The organism is Lichenifustis flavocetrariae (genome assembly GCF_026130545.1).
GTDB lineage: Bacteria > Pseudomonadota > Alphaproteobacteria > Rhizobiales > Beijerinckiaceae > Lichenihabitans > Lichenihabitans flavocetrariae.
On record NZ_JAMOIM010000018.1, the window covers coordinates 67,925 to 84,469 of the forward strand.

The 16,545-nt window shown below is 63.6% G+C and carries 13 protein-coding genes; 7 read left to right on the plus strand and 6 right to left on the minus strand.

Annotation, left to right across the window (positions count from 1 at the left end; translation table 11 throughout):
* The first annotated feature begins 4 nt into the window (after positions 1-4).
* Together M8523_RS22685 and M8523_RS22690 are read left to right on the plus strand one after the other, a co-directional pair.
* A complete protein-coding gene (locus M8523_RS22685) occupies positions 5-433 on the plus strand; it encodes an NADH:ubiquinone oxidoreductase subunit NDUFA12 (RefSeq protein ID WP_282587187.1) in 429 nt (142 codons plus the stop codon).
* Between the two features lie 78 nt (positions 434-511).
* Complete coding sequence (locus tag M8523_RS22690) at positions 512-1,156, plus strand: DUF2155 domain-containing protein (RefSeq protein WP_282587188.1); 645 nt, start codon at positions 512-514, stop codon at positions 1,154-1,156.
* 3 nt (positions 1,157-1,159) lie between these two features.
* Here M8523_RS22690 and aat read toward each other — a convergent pair whose 3' ends face one another.
* Positions 1,160-1,852: a leucyl/phenylalanyl-tRNA--protein transferase gene (gene aat / locus M8523_RS22695; protein ID WP_282587189.1), complete on the minus strand. Its 693-nt coding sequence runs from the start codon at positions 1,850-1,852 to the stop codon at positions 1,160-1,162.
* A 566-nt stretch (positions 1,853-2,418) separates the two neighbouring features.
* Between aat and guaA the strand changes: the two genes are divergently transcribed.
* The 3 genes from guaA (at position 2,419) to M8523_RS22710 (ending at position 6,850) form a co-directional block, all read left to right on the plus strand.
* On the plus strand, positions 2,419-4,011 hold the full coding sequence (gene guaA / locus M8523_RS22700) for a glutamine-hydrolyzing GMP synthase (RefSeq protein WP_282587190.1): 1,593 nt from the start codon (positions 2,419-2,421) through the stop codon (positions 4,009-4,011).
* 137 nt (positions 4,012-4,148) lie between these two features.
* Positions 4,149-5,732 (plus strand): aldehyde dehydrogenase (NADP(+)), encoded by a 1,584-nt coding sequence (locus tag M8523_RS22705; protein WP_282587191.1) that lies wholly within the window; start codon positions 4,149-4,151, stop codon positions 5,730-5,732.
* 191 nt (positions 5,733-5,923) lie between these two features.
* A complete protein-coding gene (locus M8523_RS22710) occupies positions 5,924-6,850 on the plus strand; it encodes an SMP-30/gluconolactonase/LRE family protein (RefSeq protein WP_282587192.1) in 927 nt (308 codons plus the stop codon).
* 17 nt (positions 6,851-6,867) lie between these two features.
* Here the strand turns inward: M8523_RS22710 and nagZ are convergent, their stop codons facing one another.
* The 4 genes from nagZ to M8523_RS22730 form a co-directional block, all read right to left on the minus strand.
* The gene (nagZ, locus tag M8523_RS22715; protein ID WP_282587193.1) at positions 6,868-7,878 is read right to left on the minus strand and encodes a beta-N-acetylhexosaminidase; all 1,011 of its coding nucleotides are present in this window, start codon (positions 7,876-7,878) and stop codon (positions 6,868-6,870) included.
* Positions 7,878-9,365 (minus strand): SPOR domain-containing protein, encoded by a 1,488-nt coding sequence (locus tag M8523_RS22720; RefSeq protein WP_282587194.1) that lies wholly within the window; start codon positions 9,363-9,365, stop codon positions 7,878-7,880. Before M8523_RS22720 ends, nagZ begins: the two co-directional genes overlap by 1 nt.
* 130 nt (positions 9,366-9,495) lie before the next feature.
* Positions 9,496-11,280, minus strand: coding sequence for an arginine--tRNA ligase (gene argS / locus M8523_RS22725; protein ID WP_282587195.1), 1,785 nt, complete (start codon positions 11,278-11,280; stop codon positions 9,496-9,498).
* Between the two features lie 46 nt (positions 11,281-11,326).
* A complete protein-coding gene (locus tag M8523_RS22730; RefSeq protein ID WP_282587196.1) occupies positions 11,327-12,532 on the minus strand; it encodes a deoxyguanosinetriphosphate triphosphohydrolase in 1,206 nt (401 codons plus the stop codon).
* A 209-nt stretch (positions 12,533-12,741) separates the two neighbouring features.
* Here M8523_RS22730 and erpA point away from each other — a divergent pair, with 209 nt between their 5' ends.
* Positions 12,742-13,068, plus strand: coding sequence for an iron-sulfur cluster insertion protein ErpA (gene erpA, locus M8523_RS22735; RefSeq protein WP_282587240.1), 327 nt, complete (start codon positions 12,742-12,744; stop codon positions 13,066-13,068).
* Between the two features lie 328 nt (positions 13,069-13,396).
* Positions 13,397-14,620: a carbohydrate porin gene (locus tag M8523_RS22740; RefSeq protein ID WP_282587197.1), complete on the plus strand. Its 1,224-nt coding sequence runs from the start codon at positions 13,397-13,399 to the stop codon at positions 14,618-14,620.
* A gap of 85 nt (positions 14,621-14,705) precedes the next feature.
* Here the strand turns inward: M8523_RS22740 and M8523_RS22745 are convergent, their stop codons facing one another.
* A complete protein-coding gene (locus M8523_RS22745) occupies positions 14,706-16,526 on the minus strand; it encodes an AI-2E family transporter (protein ID WP_282587198.1) in 1,821 nt (606 codons plus the stop codon).
* Between the last annotated feature and the right edge of the window lie 19 nt (positions 16,527-16,545).

Consider the following 16,545-nt stretch of genomic DNA (forward strand, 5'->3'; position numbering starts at 1 on the left):
GGACATGGCGCAAGACCGGCGCGGACCAAAAATACCGTTCAGCATCGCACAGGTCTTCTCCTGGTGGAGCCGGCTGACGGTCGGCACGCGTGTCTACACGAACAGATTCGGCATTTATGTCGGATCGGACGAGTTCGGGAATGCCTATTACAAGACCGGCAAAATCGACCCCGACCTGCTGTTCGAGCGGCGCTGGGTGATCTACGCCGGCGAAAGCGACGGCTCGCTGACGCCACCCGGCTGGTATGGTTGGCTCCACCACACGACCGACACGCCGCCGACCGAGGAAAATTACCGGCCGCGCGAATGGCAGAAGCCCTACATCCCGAACATGACCGGAACGCCCGAGGCTTATCGGCCAGAAGGGTCGACGTTGCGGTCAGGGCAGCGCCAGAAGACGGGCGCGGATTACGGGGCCTGGACGCCGAACTGACGCATCTCCAACATCGATTTGCCATATCGTTCGACTGAAAGCGTGCGTCGCGGCAATGAGGACGCACCCGAACCCCATATGACGTCTGCATCCTTTTTCCAGGGCCTCGGCCCAGTCACCGTCCTCAGTCTCGTGATCGCGGCCGGTGCTTTCGATGCGCCTGCCTGGGCCGACAAGATCAAGAACCCGGTCGCGGTCTTTTCCGGGCTCGACAAGATCACCGGCCGCATCATCTCTTTCGAAGCGAAGATCGACGAGACCGTGCAATTCGGTTCGCTCCAGGTGACGCCGCGAGTCTGCTACACGCGGCCACAGACCGAGGCGCCGCAGACCGATGCTTTTGCCGAAGTCGACGAGGTGCAGGCCGACAAGCAATATAAGCAGATTTTTTCGGGATGGATGTTCGCGGCGAGCCCGGGGCTCCACGGGATCGAGCACCCGGTCTACGATGTCTGGTTGACGGAATGCAAAGGCGGATCAGAGGTGATCGCCGATGCGCCGGATCCAAATGCCGACCCGAACGCTGTGCCGGCGCCGACAGCCGATGCAGCCTCGCCTGCCACGCCATCGGTTGCGGCTCCTCCCCCCAAACCCAAGCGTGTCGTGAAGCGGCAGGAAGCCCCCCCGACGGCTGTTCCGGAACGCCGCGAACCGAGCCAAAGCTTCTTTCCGGCCAGCAACTATCCGACTGAATTCGGCGGCAAGGATCCGGCCGGCAAGTGATGGTCAGCTCGCCGTCAATGCTTCACCTGACGACGACGCCTGTCTGATCACCGCCAGGACATCCGCGCCAGACATCCGATCGGCGTTAGGGTTAAATTTTGCCGGACGATCGATCGCCTTCGCGAGCAGCCTGCGATAGCGGTCCCGCGAGATCTCGACCGCACCCAACGTGGCGAGGTGGGGTGTCACGAATTGCGCGTCGAGCAGCGTGTAGCCGCCGCGGATCAGCCGGGCAGCCAGATGCGCCACGGCGATTTTCGACGCATCCGTCTCGCGATGGAACATGCTTTCACCGAAAAAGGCGCCGCCGATCGACACCCCATACAATCCGCCGACCAAGACCTCGTCCCGGTAGGTCTCGACTGTGTGCACATGTCCATATCGGAACATGTCTCGATAGGCGTTTCGGATTGTTTCATTGATCCATGTCGACGGTCGCGACGGCCCTATCGCGGCACAGCCTTCGATGACAGCGTCAAAATCCGCGTCGATCCGCACCTCGAAGCGGTCGGAGCGGATGGCCTTGGCAAGGCTGCGTGAAATCATCATCGCATCCAGCGGAAAGATGCCGCGAAGCCGGGGCTCGACCCAGAACAACTCCGGGTCATCCGCGCTTTCGGCCATCGGAAACAATCCTGCCGCGTAGGCACGGAGCAGAAGGTCTGGCGTGAGATTGATCGGGTTCGAAGCCGGCATCCTCCATGCTGTCAAGGCTTCCCGAACGCGGGTCAAGCCGGATCGTTGCGAGCCTGAAGGCCGCTCGCACTTCTTTCCCGGTCGCTGGCCTGCGGGAACGCGAAGTGACTGATTAGCTCGCCAGATGAAGGTGTTCCGGCGGAAGGGTGTTTCTCGCCGCCGGATGGGGATTTGGATGTCTCGCGCCTATCCGTGAGGCGGAAGTGTCCACGGAAGGCCCGGATCAGCAGATTGAAAAACACGGGCGGAAGGTCGACCCGACGTCGGGCGTCGTCGTTTACCCGGCGACGTCGCGACTGCGTCGGTGTCTCTTCATCCGGGCAATATGCCGACCCCGCGTGAACCAGACGATCGATTGCATCGGCTTCCGCGCTGGCCTGGGAAAAGGCGGCGAGAACGTCGGCGGTCCGATACGAGGAGGCAAGCCATTGTTGTCTCATCCGAACGGTTCTACACGCGAAACTTTGCCGCCTGCTGTCGCCAATCGCTCAAGGCGACCCTAACGCGTTTACCTTTGCCTTGGCGCAAGGCTTCGCCTAATTCGAGGCGAACGGAAAGGTCGATTGATGCAAGAACAGGATGAAAGCGCCGTGCGCGCGGAATCGCAAGGGCACCACCATCGCGTCCTCATCATCGATTTCGGATCTCAGGTCACACAGTTGATCGCACGGCGCGTTCGGGACGCGGGCATCTACAGCGAGGTCGTGCCGTTCCAAAAGGCCAGCGAAGCGATGGCGGGGAGCCTGCCGGACGCGTTCATCCTGTCGGGCGGACCTGAATCGGTGAGCCAGGAGGGAAGTCCGCGGGCGCCCCAGGCGGTTTTCGAAAGCGGTAAACCCATCCTCGGCATCTGCTACGGCCAGATGGCCATGGCTCATCAACTCGGTGGCGAGGTGAATACGGGCGATCATCGCGAATTCGGCCGTGCAGACCTGACCATCAAGGGCGCGTGTGCCTTGTTCGACGATCTCTGGCTCGACGGGCAGTCCTACCCGGTCTGGATGAGTCATGGCGATGCCGTGACGCGCATGCCGGAGGGTTTCCAGATCGTCGCAACGTCCGAGAATGCGCCCTGCGCCGTGATCGCCGACGAGGCCCGGCGCTACTATGGTCTCATGTTCCATCCGGAGGTGGTGCACACACCCGATGGTGGGCGGCTGATCTCCAACTTCCTGCATAAAGTCGTCGGGCTGAAATCGGACTGGACGATGGCGTCGTTTCGCGACGAGGCACTGGCGCAGATCCGTGCCCAGGTCGGAGACGGCCGAGTACTGTGCGGCTTATCGGGCGGGGTCGATTCAGCGGTGGCGGCCGTGCTGATCCACGAAGCCATCGGCGAGCAACTGACCTGCGTCTTCGTCGACCACGGATTGCTGCGACAGGACGAGGCCAAGGAGGTCGTGACCCTGTTTCGCGACCACTACAACATCCCCCTGGTTCACGTCGACGCGAGCGACACGTTCCTGAGCGCGCTGGCCGGCGTGACGGATCCGGAGACCAAGCGCAAGACGATCGGCAAGCTCTTCATCGACGTCTTTGAAGCCGAGGCGGCCAAGATCGGCGGCGCCGACTTCCTGGCGCAAGGCACCCTCTATCCCGACGTCATCGAAAGCGTGTCGTTCAGCGGCGGTCCCTCGGTCACCATCAAGTCGCATCACAATGTCGGCGGCCTCCCCGAGCGGATGAACATGAAGCTCGTCGAGCCGCTCCGGATGCTCTTCAAGGACGAAGTGCGTGTGCTCGGCCGTGCGCTTGGCCTGCCGCCTGCTTTCGTCGGGCGCCACCCCTTTCCGGGTCCCGGCCTCGCAATCCGCATTCCGGGCGACATCACGCGGGGAAAGCTGCAGATTCTTCGCCAAGCCGACGCCATCTACCTCGAAGAGATCCGCGAGGCAGGGCTCTACGATACGATCTGGCAGGCTTTCGCGGTTCTATTGCCGGTCCGCACCGTCGGCGTCATGGGGGACGGCCGCACCTATGACCAGGTCTGCGCCTTGCGGGCCGTGACCTCGGTCGACGGCATGACGGCCGACTTCTTCCCCTTCGATATGGCCTTCATCGGCCGTGTCGCCACGCGGATTATCAACGAGGTCAAGGGCATCAACCGCGTGGTCTATGACGTGACCTCCAAGCCGCCAGGCACGATCGAGTGGGAATGAGATCAGGTCACATAGGTGTGCGATGGTCTGGATCCAGACGCGTTGACCTTGTGCCAAAGCAGAGCTGAGCCGCGTAGGCGCCCCTCGATCTTATCGCCGTGCCGGCATAGAACAGCACGAACTGGAAGGACATTCACATGGAACTGCTTGGCGAGTCGCTGATTGGCGCGCATTCGGTCAGAGGCGATGCGGGGGAGATCACCGCAACCGACATGACCACTGGCAAGGTGGTCGGGCCGCATTTTGGAGGCAACACCAAATCCGATCTCGACCGGGCCTGCGGCCTGGCTGAGGCCGCCTTCGAACCCTACCGTGCCCTGCCCCTCGAAAAACGCGCGGTGTTCCTCGAAGCGATCGCGCAGGCAATCCTCGATCTCGGCGACGAACTGATCCAGCGCTGCATGCAGGAAAGCGGACTGCCGCGCCCTCGCCTGGAAGGCGAGCGAGGCCGGACGGTCGGCCAATTGCGGCTTTTCGCCCAGGTGGTGCGGGATGGCGGCTTCCTCGACGTCCGGATCGACCCTGCCTTGCCGGAGCGCAAGCCCCTGCCCCGCCCGGACCTGCGGCTTCGCAACATCCCGCTCGGCCCGGTCGCGGTGTTTGGCGCCTCGAACTTTCCGCTCGCCTTCTCGGTCGCGGGTGGCGATACGGCTTCGGCACTGGCGGCCGGTTGCCCCGTGGTGGCAAAAGCGCATTCGGCGCATCCCGGAACTTCCGAACTCGTGGGACGGGCCGTGCAGAAGGCGGTCAAGGACTGCGGTCTGCCCGAGGGTGTCTTCTCGCTCCTCTATGACAGCGGCACGGCGATCGGGCAGGGCCTCGTGGCGGATCCCCGCATCAAGGCGGTCGGCTTCACGGGCTCGCGCCGCGGTGGCCTGGCGTTGATGGGCATCGCGGCCGCGCGGCCTGAGCCGATCCCGGTCTATGCTGAAATGAGCAGCATCAATCCCGTCCTGCTGCTGCCGGGCGCGCTGGCGGCGCGTGGTGCCGAGATCGCGCGCGCCTTCGTGGGCGCCCTGACCCTCGGGGCCGGACAATTCTGCACCAATCCCGGGCTTGTCCTGGGTATCGACGGTGAGGGATTGCAGGCCTTTATCGATGCCGCCAAGGCTGCCGTGCTCGATGCGCCCGCCGCCACGATGCTCACACCGGGCATTTTTAATGCCTATTGCAGCGGCGTCGAGACGCTGGCGGGCCACGCTGGCGTCGAGACGCTCGCGCGCGGCAAGGAAGGGACCCAGTTCCAAGGGCGGGCCGGCCTGTTCGCCACGACGGCCGACCAGTTCCTGGCCCAGCACGCCCTACAGGATGAGATTTTCGGCGCCTCCTCGCTCGTGGTTCGCTGCCGTGACGAAGCGCAGCTGATCTCGGTGCTTCACGCCATCGAGGGACAGCTGACGGCAGCCCTCCATTTGACGGAGGCCGATCATCCGCTGGCACGCCGGCTGCTGCCGCTGCTGGAGCGCAAAGTCGGTCGCATCCTGGTCGGCGGCTTCGGCACAGGCGTCGAGGTGGCGCACGCCATGGTGCACGGGGGTCCTTTCCCGTCCACCTCCGATGGCCGCACCACCTCGGTCGGCAGCCTAGCGATCAGCCGCTTCCTTCGCCCGGTCTGCTACCAGGATCTGCCCGCCGGTCTTTTGCCCGAAGCGCTGCGCGACGAGAACCCGCTCGGCCTCACCCGCCGCATGGACGGAAAGGTTGCCACGCCCACCGCGTAAGAGGCGGCCGCATCAACCTTCCCCAAAGGACGCTGGGGAAGGCTCGCCGACGGCAGCCGATTGTGGACGAACGACCGTTTACCCGCTGCCCTCGTCGACTTAGAAACGCATAGGCGCGCTTCGACCGAAAAAGCGGCGGGCGCGACCTTGAGATGAGTGCGGCCATGAGCCGCCGGCCAGGGAGGCTAAAGATGCTGACGAAGGATTTCGAGGTTATCGACAAGAGGTTCTCGAGGCTTGTTCACGGGAATTGTCATCTCGAAAAGCTCTGGACGGGGTGCCGTTGGGCCGAGGGTCCCGCGTATTTCGCGGCTGGCAAGTACCTGGTCTGGTCGGATATTCCAAACGATAGGGTCATGCGATACGACGAGACGGACGGGTCGGTCTCGGTCTTCATCCAGCCTGCCCGCAACCACAACGGCCACACGGTGGACCGGCAGGGCCGGTTGATCAGCTGCGAGCATGGCGGCCGCTGCGTGTCGCGCATCGAGCATGACGGCAGCCGCACAGTGCTGATCAGCCATGTCGACGGAAAGCGGCTCAACTCTCCCAACGACGCCGTCGTGAAGTCGGACGATTCCATCTGGTTCACCGATCCGACCTACGGGATCGACAGTCACTACGAGGGGGACGCGGCCCCATCCGAGATCGGCGGGAGCCACGTGTATCGGCTTGTGCCTTCGACCGGCGAAGTCACGGCCGTCGCCCAGGACTTCGTCAAGCCGAATGGTTTGGCGTTTTCTCCCGACGAGTCGCTGCTCTACATCGTCGACACTGGCGCGACGCATGTCGAGGATGGCCCGAGAGAGATCCGCGTGTTCGATGTCGGTCCCGATGGCCGCACGCTCAGCAACGGGCGTCATTTCGCGACATGCCCGGTCGGACTTTTCGATGGCTTGCGGATCGACACGGCCGGTCATGTCTGGACGTCGACCGGCGAAGGCGTGCACTGCTACCATCCCGACGGGACACTGCTTGGTAAGATCAAGGTGCCCGAAGTGGTGGCCAACCTCTGCTTCGGCGGCCCGAAGCGCAATCGGCTCTACATTTGCGGGACGACGTCGCTCTATGTGACGTATGTCAATGCGCACGGCGCCACTTGGCCAGAGGCCAAGTAAAAAAACTGCGGCGGCCGTCAGGCCGCCGCAGTGAGTGCCGCAAAGCGGTCGCGCAGGCCTTCGGGAAGGCTTGGCGCAACCTTGGGGATCATCGCCAACGCGGCCTCGGCCCGGCGGGCACTCTCGCCGGCCAGGATCGGCGCCGCCTCAGCCACCTGACGAGCCTCGGCGGCCTTGCCGTTGCAGTGCAGGAGGATGTCGCAACCGGCCGCGGAGGCCGCAGCGGCCCGCTCGCCGAGCGTTCCCTTCAGGGCTTCCATCGACAGATCATCGGTCAGAAGAAGGCCGGAGAAGCCGAGCGCGCCACGGATGATCGTTTCCACGATCAGCCGTGAGGTCGTGGCGGGGCGCTCCGGATCCAGCGCGGTGAACACCAGATGCGCCGTCATCGCGACCGGGAGGTCGGCCAGCGTGCGGAAGGGCGGAAAATCGACGGCCTCCAATTCGGAGCGCGTCGCCTGAACGACCGGCAGTTCAAGATGGCTATCTACCCCGGTCCTGCCGTGCCCTGGGATGTGCTTGATCACGGGCAATACGCCGCCTTCGAGCAGTCCTTCCGCGAAGGCTCGTCCCAGGCGTGCCACCACATCGGGTTCGGGCCCGAAAGCCCGGTTGCCGATGACCTGATGGCTGCCGGGCGCGGGTACGTCGAGGACGGGCGCACAATCGACCGTGATCCCTGCCTGCCGAAGGTCGGCTGCGATCAAACGGCCCCCGAGCTTCGCAGCCTCGCTTGATCCGAAGCCATCCTTATAGTGCAGATAGCTCGCGGCGGCCGGATAGGCCGGCCAATGCGGCGGCCCCAGCCGTTGCACACGGCCCCCTTCCTGATCGATCAGCACAGGCGCGTCGGGCCGCCCGACGCAGTCCCTGAATGTCGACGTCAGATCCCGAAGTTGTTCGACCGAGGCCACATTGCGTTTGAAGAGGATCAGACCCCAGGGCCGCTCCTCACCGAGAAACGCCCGCTCCTCGGCCGACAAGACCAAGCCTTCGCAACCACATACGAACGCCTTCACGGCGCCCATCAGTTGCGAACCACGAAGCACGAACCGCCGCTGGCCTGCAGCTTCGAGCAGAGCGCCTTCGCGTCATCCTGCGACTGACCACCGATCCGAACCCGATAGATGGACTTGCCGTCCCTGTCCGCCTTGTGGATCGAGGGCTTTTGACCACCGAGTTCGCTCGCAAACTTCTTTTGAAGTCGGGCTGCTACATCCTTGGCTTCCTGCTCCGACGGCGGGGCCGCCAACTGCACAGACCAGCTCCCAGGCGTTGCGGCGGGAGTTGTCTCGGCAGGCGCCGAGGCATCCGCCACAGCGACAGGCGGCTTCGGTTTCGCCACATGGGCCGGCGCGGCAGCCTGCTTGGCGCCCGACGCGCCACCGTTTGGATCTTTCGGAGTCGACGAAACGCGGGCCGTTGACTTCGGCGTGGAAGGTTTGGCGACAGGCGCCGGCGGCGGAGCCGCCATATCGGCCTGAGGCTGGGCGGTGCCCAGGTCGGCCGCCGCCGGCATCACCACACCGCCCGGAACCACCGGGCTCGAAGTCTGGGGCGCATCACCGACCACCGACCCGTCAGGCCGGATCAGCACAGTCTTCACCTTGCGCGGCTCGGGGAACGGGTTCGGCGGCGATGCCGCCTGCGAAGGTGCCGAGGCAGCCGGAGACGTCGCTGGCTTGGGGAGTTGATTGAGGTCGACCGGCTGCTCGATCTTCGTCACGACCTTGGCATTGTCGACTTTGTCGCTACCGGACTTTTCCAACAGCGCCGTGTTGCCGTCTGGGCTTGCGCCGTTCGTAACGTCAGGCGACTGAACTTTAACCGGCGTATCTGAGGCCATGATGGTTGGCGTCGAGCTGCTTCCGCCGCCCACGGCCGAGCTTTCGCGCATCAGAAATGTCGCGCCAAGCCCACCTCCGGTCAGCAGCAAAACGGCAGCCAAGACCAACACGGTGCGACGCGGCGAACGCTGTTCTTCACCCTCGGAATTCCGAACCGGTCCATCGAACGGTCCGGGCTGCATCGAATCTTGCGGCAGGGCTCCCTCTGCCCAAAGATCTGCGTTCAACGGTGGCGCATCGCCCCGGGTCGCACCCGCTGGGTAGGAATGGCCAGGATCGAAGGCATCGTGCGAGGCCGGAACCGGTGGAAAACGCAGAGAGTCCCTCTGGCGCAAATCCTCACCGTGACGGGTGTCGAGAGACCCTCGCAATTGTGCATCGAAATCGGGGTAGGCCGTCTCCTGATTGTCGCCGAAGACGTCATCCGGATGGGGTTCATAGGACTCTTCTTCCGGGTGCTCAGGATGGTGTGGCGCCCCCAATTGTGGGAACGGCGATACGTTCGCGGCGGGTGCCCTTGCGGCTCCAGCACGAAATGGGTCGTCTTTCCCCACCAACCGGGCTAGCTCCGCGAGAGGATCCTCACGCGGGACGCCATAGCCTGCCTTCTCGCCCTGCACGTCGTAGCCACCCGCACCCGGGCGGGACTTCAGGAACGGCTCACTCATCCTGCACCTCGCGTCGCGGCGGCGTTGCCCGGAACTGTTTGATCCAAGGACCCCGCCCTCCGCTTTTTACTGCGATGCAGAAAAGCATCACAGCGCGACGGAAAAAAGGCATGTCCCTGTCGGGGATCGGCTACCGCATTTCGTCTGGGGCACTCACCCCGAGAATGCCCAAACCGGCCTTCAGCACGATCGTCAACGATCCCACCAAGGCCAATCGAGCACAGGATAAATCTCGCTGATCTTCCTTAACAAAGCGTAGCTCAGGATGGTCTTTGCCGCGATTCCAATGCGTGTGGAGCGCGCTCGCAAGTTCATGCAGGTAAAAAGCGATCCGATGCGGCTCATGTGCCGTTGCGGCACTCTCAACAATGCGGGGGAACTGCGCGATCATTCGGATCAGCTCGACCTCGCCCTGGTCGGTCAGCGCGTCCAGCTTCGCTGTCGCGAGCGCCTTGGCGGAGACATCGAGATCCGGGAACGCGGCCACGGCCTGCCGCAGCACCGAGCGGCCCCGCGCATGGGCATATTGCACGTAGAAGACGGGATTATCCTTCGACTGCTCGATCACCTTGTCGAGATCGAAATCGAGCGGTGCGTCGTTCTTGCGGAACAGCATCATAAACCGGACGGCATCGACCCCCACCTCGTCGACCACCTCCCGCAGCGTCACGAAGTCACCGGAGCGCTTCGACATCTTGACCGGTTCGCCACCGCGCAGGAGCTTCACCATCTGGCAAAGCTTCACGTCGAGCCCGACCTTCCGATCGGACAGCGCCGCCACGGCCGCGACCATGCGTTTCACATAGCCGCCGTGGTCGGCTCCAAGGACGTCGATCAGGACTCCGAAGCCTCGATCCACCTTGGTCTTGTGATAGGCGATATCGGAGGCGAAATAGGTGTAGCTCCCGTCCGACTTACGCAACGCACGATCGACGTCGTCGCCAAAGTCCGTGGAACGGAACAGGGTCTGTTCGCGATCCTCCCAATCGTCAGGCAGCTGGCCTTTCGGGGGTGGCAACCTTCCCTGATAGATCAGCCCTTTGCGATCAAGATCCTCGATCGCTTCTTCGACCGCATTGGCATTGTGGCCGGGCTGCGGCACTGTCAACGAGCGTTCGGAGAAGAAGACTTCATGCCGAATATTGAGGCTCGCGAGATCGTCGCGGATCATCCCCATCATGGCATCGATCGCATCCTGGCGGACCCTGGGTAGCCATGCGGCCTCCTCCATGGCGAGCAAGCTGTCGCCATGCTGACACGCCAGGGCGTCTCCCACGGACTTGAGATAGTCTCCGGGGTAAAGGCCTTCGGGAATCGCCCCGATGTTGTGCCCCAATGCTTCCCGGTAGCGAAGGAAGGCGGAGCGGGCCAACACGTCGACCTGTGCCCCGGCGTCGTTGATATAATATTCGCGGGTCACGTCGTGGCCTGCGAAGCTCAGGAGATTGGCGAGCGCATCGCCGAAGACCGCGCCGCGGCCGTGCCCCACATGCATCGGCCCGGTCGGGTTGGCGGAGACGAATTCGACGTTGATGGGCCGGGGGTCGCCAGCCGGTCGACCGCGCCCGAACCTCTCGGCATCGGCAAGGCTCTCTCGCAGGACGGCACCCAGCACGTTCGGCTGCAGTCGGAGATTGAGAAACCCTGGACCCGCGACCTCGGCCGTATCGACGTCGGGATCCTCGGCCAGCACAGCCGCCAATGCGGTCGCAAACTGGCGCGGCGACTTGTAATGCGCCTGCGCCTCCCGCGCATAGACCATGGCGGCGTTGGTGGCGAGATCGCCGTTGGTCGAATCGCGCGGAGGCTCCACCACGAAGCGGCCGAGATCGAGCGTCTCAGGCAGGCGGCCATCGGCCATCATAGATTCAAGGATCGCAATGATGCGACGGCGAAAGTCGGCAAAAATGTCCATGGTGCTTTCCTGCCCGCAGCATCGGAGCCGACGGGCCGGCCGGCACCTATCTTAAATCGGGTGTATCGTCAAAAAGCCGCTGATGGTCGGCTACCGCGAAGCGATCGGTCATGCCGGCGATGTAGTCGGACACGCGTCGCGCGCAATGGCGCGGATCGGCGAGAAGATCCGGTTGCGTCCGCCACTCAGGAGGCAGCAGCAAAGGATCGGATACATATTTTTCGGCCAGATCTTTCACGATCTGGCGCGCTCGGATTCGCACCGAGACGAGGCGGGGATGCCGGTACATGTGGGCAAACAGGAAGCTCTTGATGCGGTCGCTCGCCTCAGCCATCGCGGGCGAAAGAGCCACGACCGGCCCAGAGAGGGACCGGACGGCGTCGGCGTGGTCCGGCCGGGCATCAGCCAAGCGGCGCCGGCTTTCGGCGATCGCATCCTCAACGAAGATCCCGACGAGTTCGCGAGTGAGACCACGGACAAGGAGATCGTCCGGCAACCCCGGCGAGGCCGCACGCAGGGCCGCCTTGACTTGCGCCGGCAACGCGACCTCACGGAGGTCATCGAGCGAGAAGAGCCCGGCCTCGAGACCGTCCTCCATGTCATGCGCGTTATAGGCAATATCATCGGCGACGGCGGCCACCTGTGCCTCGGCGCTTGGACTTGGAAAGCGGCTGAAGCTTCGACTCCAGCTATCGTCGTCGTGGAAGCAGGCCAGCCCCTGGCGATGCCACTCGGACTGGCGCTCATTGCGCATGACGGGATCACCCCCGCGGCTGATCAGCCCGTCAAGCGTGTCCCATGTGAGATTTAAGCCGTCGAAGTTTGGGTAACGACGCTCGATCAGGGTGAGAATTCGCAGGGTTTGAGCATTGTGGTCGAAGCCGCCGAACGGCCGCATGACGGCGTCGAGCGCGTCCTCTCCGGTGTGCCCGAACGGGGTGTGGCCAAGGTCATGCGCCAGCGCCAGCGCCTCTGTGAGGTCGTCATCGAGCCCGAGCGCGCGGGCGATCGTTCGAGCGATCTGAGCGACCTCGATCGTATGTGTCAGGCGCGTCCGGTAGTGATCGCCTTGTTCGGGAAGAAAGACTTGTGTCTTCAGCGCCAGACGCCGGAAGGCGGATGAATGAACGATCCGATCGCGGTCGCGCTGGAAAGCGGTTCGTGTGGCCGACGACGTCTCGGGGATTCGCCGACCACGACCTCGCTCAGGATCGGCCGCATAGGGTGCCCGGCTGGGCGAAGGAAGGGTCATGATCCGCGAAAACAACTGAGAGCCCGGCGCATCAGCAGGGATATGGGATAAATCATGGTCATCCACCAGAGTCGGACCTGCGAAACCAGCCTCGACGCTCGGATTGCGGCGCGCGGCACGAGCGCCTATCTTCCTAGCAACAACAAATGTCAGATTCCCTCGGCGACACCGCGAGGGCATGGAGTTCTGTGATGGCCGAGACCCTCGAAATCGCTCCGGTCGCCCTGACCGCTAAGGCTGCCAAGCAGGTAAAGAAGGTTCTGTCCAAGGAGACAGAGGGCGCTCTGCTGCGGGTTGCCGTGAATGGCGGAGGGTGCTCCGGCTTCCAATATGCGTTCGACATCGTGCACGACCGCGAGCCTGATGACCTGGTGGTCGAGCGCGATGGCGCGGTCGTGCTGATCGACCCAGTCTCCGTGGAGTATATGCGCGGCGCCCATATCGACTACGTCGATGACCTGATCGGGCAAGCTTTCAAAATCGAGAACCCGAACGCGACGGCATCTTGTGGCTGCGGCACAAGCTTCGCGCTCTGAAGTCCGAAGACGTTTTCTGAAGGCTGTTGCCCAAAGGCGTGAGACCGCCGCGGCACGGGCACGATAGAGAGAGGAATGGGCCGAGTGCCCGATTCCTCTTGCCGGCGGACACATGACGCGAGCGCATTGGGCAACGCTGATCCTAATGATCGCGGCGCTTGTCATGCGAGCGTCAACCGCCGAGGCTGACGACAAGCCGCGCACCGACGGGCCGTCCTATTCAAGCAATGTATCGCCTGGGCCGAAAGAGCAGACAGCGGCCCCTTCCTGGGCGGGTGATCTCGAGACTCGCAGCAATCTTTTCGGTGACCTCAGAGGTTTGAGACCCGTGCTCGATCGCTACGGCGTGTCGTTCGGGTTGACTGAAACCACTGAGTTGCTTGGCAATCCGACCGGCGGTCTACGGCGAGGCGCCATTGTCGAAGGAATGACGCAAGCAAGCCTTGGATTCGATCTGTCGAAGTCGATTGGTCTCGCGGGTGGATTGATCAATGTCAGCGCCTTTCAGATCCACGGTCGGGGGCTGACGCTTGCCAATGTTGGCGCTCTGAACGTCATCAGCAGCATTGAGGCCGATCCCGCGACAAGGCTCAACGAACTCTGGTTCCAGCAGAGCTTTTGGGATGGGAAACTCGACATTAAGGTCGGTCAGCAGAGCGCCGATCTCGAATTCATCACTTCAGAATACGAAGACCTGTTCATCAATTCAGGGTTTGGCTGGCCGACGCTACCGGCGGTCGACCTGCCGTCGGGTGGACCCGCCTATCCGCTGGCGACGCCGGGAATACGGGTGCGGGTCAAGCCGAACGACGCACTCACAGGACTGCTCGGGCTGTACGACGGGAGCCCCGCGGGCCTCCGTTTCGGCGATCCGCAGCGGCTCGACGCCTCCGGGACCAGGTTCGACGTGTCCAGCGGTGCCTTCGTGATCGGCGAGGTGCAATATGCGGTGAACGGCGCCAAGGACGCTTCGGGCTTGCCGGGCACGTACAAGCTCGGCGCGTGGTATAATAGCAATCGCTTTGCGGATGCGTTCTACGCGAATGGAGCCACGCTTCAGCCACCCGGTGAATTGCTCGGAATCCCGCAGTCGCATCGTGGTGACTGGAGCCTCTATGGCACGCTCGATCAGTTGATCTATCGGGCCGAACCGGACAGCAGCGGAGGCCTGGCGATCACGGCCCGTGCGATGGGCGCTCCGGCCGACCGAAATCTCGTCGACCTCTTCCTGGAAGGCGGCGTGAGCTACAAGGGCCCCTTCGGGCGAGACAATGATACGGTCGGGTTGGCGCTCGAATGGGCGCGTGTCGGAGCCCGAGCTCGCGCCGGCGATAGAGCTGCCGCATCAGCGATGCCGGGCGACCCGACGGTTCGCAGTGGCGAGACCGTTCTGGAAGCCACCTATCAGGCGCAGATCCAGCCCAGGTGGCAGATCCAGCCCGACCTTCAATTCATCATCAATCCTGGCGGCGGCGTGGCCGATCCGGACCATGCCGGACACCAGATCGGCAACGCAACGGTTATGGGGATCCGCAGTGTCGTCGTGTTTTAGGCGCTCCTGAACCTCTCGGGTCGAGGAAATACTGCCTGCGGCGTATCGCTGCCCGCCACCCTGGCCAAGGAATGATTCTCACCGGTCATGACGACGACGCGACCATCTCCTGCCGTTCAGACGGCCGCAGCTTCGAGGCCTTCGCCGACAGGGCCCGGGCGAAGGCGATGAGTTCGCCAATCGACAGCACCAGATGCTCGCTTCCGCCCTCCTCGCGAAGCGCTGCCAGGAGAAGGCTGTCACGGCCGGAGTGCCAGAGGCCCACGACGATCGTGGCCTCTGGCATGCGCTTCTGCATGCGGCGGACGAAATACCGGATACCCGAAACGCTGCTGCCCTCCTCCAGAACGGACAGGCAACAGAGACGCGTGGCGGCAAGATCGGTGTTGCTCGATGTTCCAAGCACGAGGTTGGGTTCGACCCGAGCACCAAATCCCGCTGCGCAAAGCGCCTGGACCGCCATGGCGGCGGCTAGATCGTCGAGCTGGCCGCGCCCAGGAATGCAAACCACGGCATTCGACTGTTTCCACTCCGCCGAGGGAACGGCCTGCGACTCTGAACGGACGTCAGCCTTCTGCGACGCAAGCTGCGCCAGCACCGCTTCAATCTGGGCATGAATGGCTTCGAGACGCTCGAAGGCGAGCGTATCGCTGACGAGATCGTCCTGGGCGAGCGCAAGCCCCGGTAGAGCCACCGCGTCGAAGTAGTCGGTCAGCGAACTCGCAGCGATTTGCTGCCGGGCCATCGGCACGAGGCTTAGTGCTTTTCCTTCAAGCGCCCGCTGGTAGAATGTCTCGCTGGGTTCGAGCGGCGCCCGATCGCCCAACATAATGTCAAGGAAAGCGAGCGCCTCGACATGGCGCCCGATGACCACGAGGCAGACGGTCAGCGGCGTCGCGATAAGCAGTCCGATCGGTCCCCACAGCAAGGCCCAAAACGCGGTCGCGACGATCACGGCCAGCGGCGACAGGCCTGTGCTGTGACCATAAATCAGGGGCTCGATCACCTGCCCCATGATTGTTTCCGACATGATGAACACGGCGAGGACAATCAAAGCCAGCGACCATCCGGGCACGACGGCCACGGCGAGCAGAAGCGGCGGTGCAAGGGCAATGAACACGCCGAGATAGGGAACGAACCGCATCAGGGCGGCGAGGATTCCCCATAGAAGCGGATTTGGCAGGCCGGCGAGCCACAAGGTGAGGCCAATCAAGGTCCCGAAGCCGGCATTCAAGCCGAGTTGAAAGAGGAAATAGCGCGACAGCCGGTAAGCTGCGTCGTTCATCACCAGTATGGTCCGGTGCAGGTCGTGGCGGCCGACGAGGCGCACGAGCCGGTCACGCAGGTCATCGCTCGACAGCAGGATGAAGATCGTGAAGACGAGGACGATACCGAAGGATTCCAGCGGGCCGAGCAGAGGTTGGGCGACATTGCGCGCCAACGTCAGCCCGGACACTTCACCAAGCCCGAACGGCAAACTGGCTTGCTGGCCCGTGCCACCTTCGGCCGGCTTCGACGCAGTGGGGGCTTGCTCGGTCAGTTTTGCGAGAAACCCGTATTTCTGACCGAGCGCGTGCCACTTGCCCATGATGGTCGATTGATAGGAGGGCAGGTCACCGGCCAGATCGGCAGCCTGATGTCCGACGATCATCCCCAGGCCGCCGATGAACGCGAAGGTCAGGAGAACCACGAGCACCACCGCCACAGCGTGGGGAAGCCTGGCGCGTTCGAGGAGCCGGCAGGCGGGCGCGAGCACGAAGGCCAGAAGCGCGGCGAGCACGAGCGGCACGACGAGCTCCCGGCCGCAATAGAGGCCCGCCACAAGGATGGCGCCGCCGACCATGCTGGGCAAGACGGCCGGGCGGTCAGACGGGACCGGCTCGGTTGCCGATTCGGGAGACGTCATCGTATGATCCTTTGGCCGG

Bases quoted from the DNA above. Each gene is read 5' to 3' on its own strand.
- M8523_RS22745 (WP_282587198.1), bottom strand. From the start codon at position 16,526: ATGACGTCTCCCGAATCGGCAACCGAGCCGGTCCCGTCTGACCGCCCG.
- M8523_RS22690 (WP_282587188.1), top strand. From the start codon at position 512: ATGACGTCTGCATCCTTTTTCCAGGGCCTCGGCCCAGTCACCGTCCTC.
- guaA (WP_282587190.1), top strand. From the start codon at position 2,419: ATGCAAGAACAGGATGAAAGCGCCGTGCGCGCGGAATCGCAAGGGCAC.
- M8523_RS22710 (WP_282587192.1), top strand. From the start codon at position 5,924: ATGCTGACGAAGGATTTCGAGGTTATCGACAAGAGGTTCTCGAGGCTT.
- M8523_RS22705 (WP_282587191.1), top strand. From the start codon at position 4,149: ATGGAACTGCTTGGCGAGTCGCTGATTGGCGCGCATTCGGTCAGAGGC.
- argS (WP_282587195.1), bottom strand. From the start codon at position 11,280: ATGGACATTTTTGCCGACTTTCGCCGTCGCATCATTGCGATCCTTGAA.
- M8523_RS22720 (WP_282587194.1), bottom strand. From the start codon at position 9,365: ATGAGTGAGCCGTTCCTGAAGTCCCGCCCGGGTGCGGGTGGCTACGAC.
- M8523_RS22730 (WP_282587196.1), bottom strand. From the start codon at position 12,532: ATGACCCTTCCTTCGCCCAGCCGGGCACCCTATGCGGCCGATCCTGAG.
- M8523_RS22685 (WP_282587187.1), top strand. From the start codon at position 5: ATGGCGCAAGACCGGCGCGGACCAAAAATACCGTTCAGCATCGCACAG.
- nagZ (WP_282587193.1), bottom strand. From the start codon at position 7,878: ATGGGCGCCGTGAAGGCGTTCGTATGTGGTTGCGAAGGCTTGGTCTTG.
- aat (WP_282587189.1), bottom strand. From the start codon at position 1,852: ATGCCGGCTTCGAACCCGATCAATCTCACGCCAGACCTTCTGCTCCGT.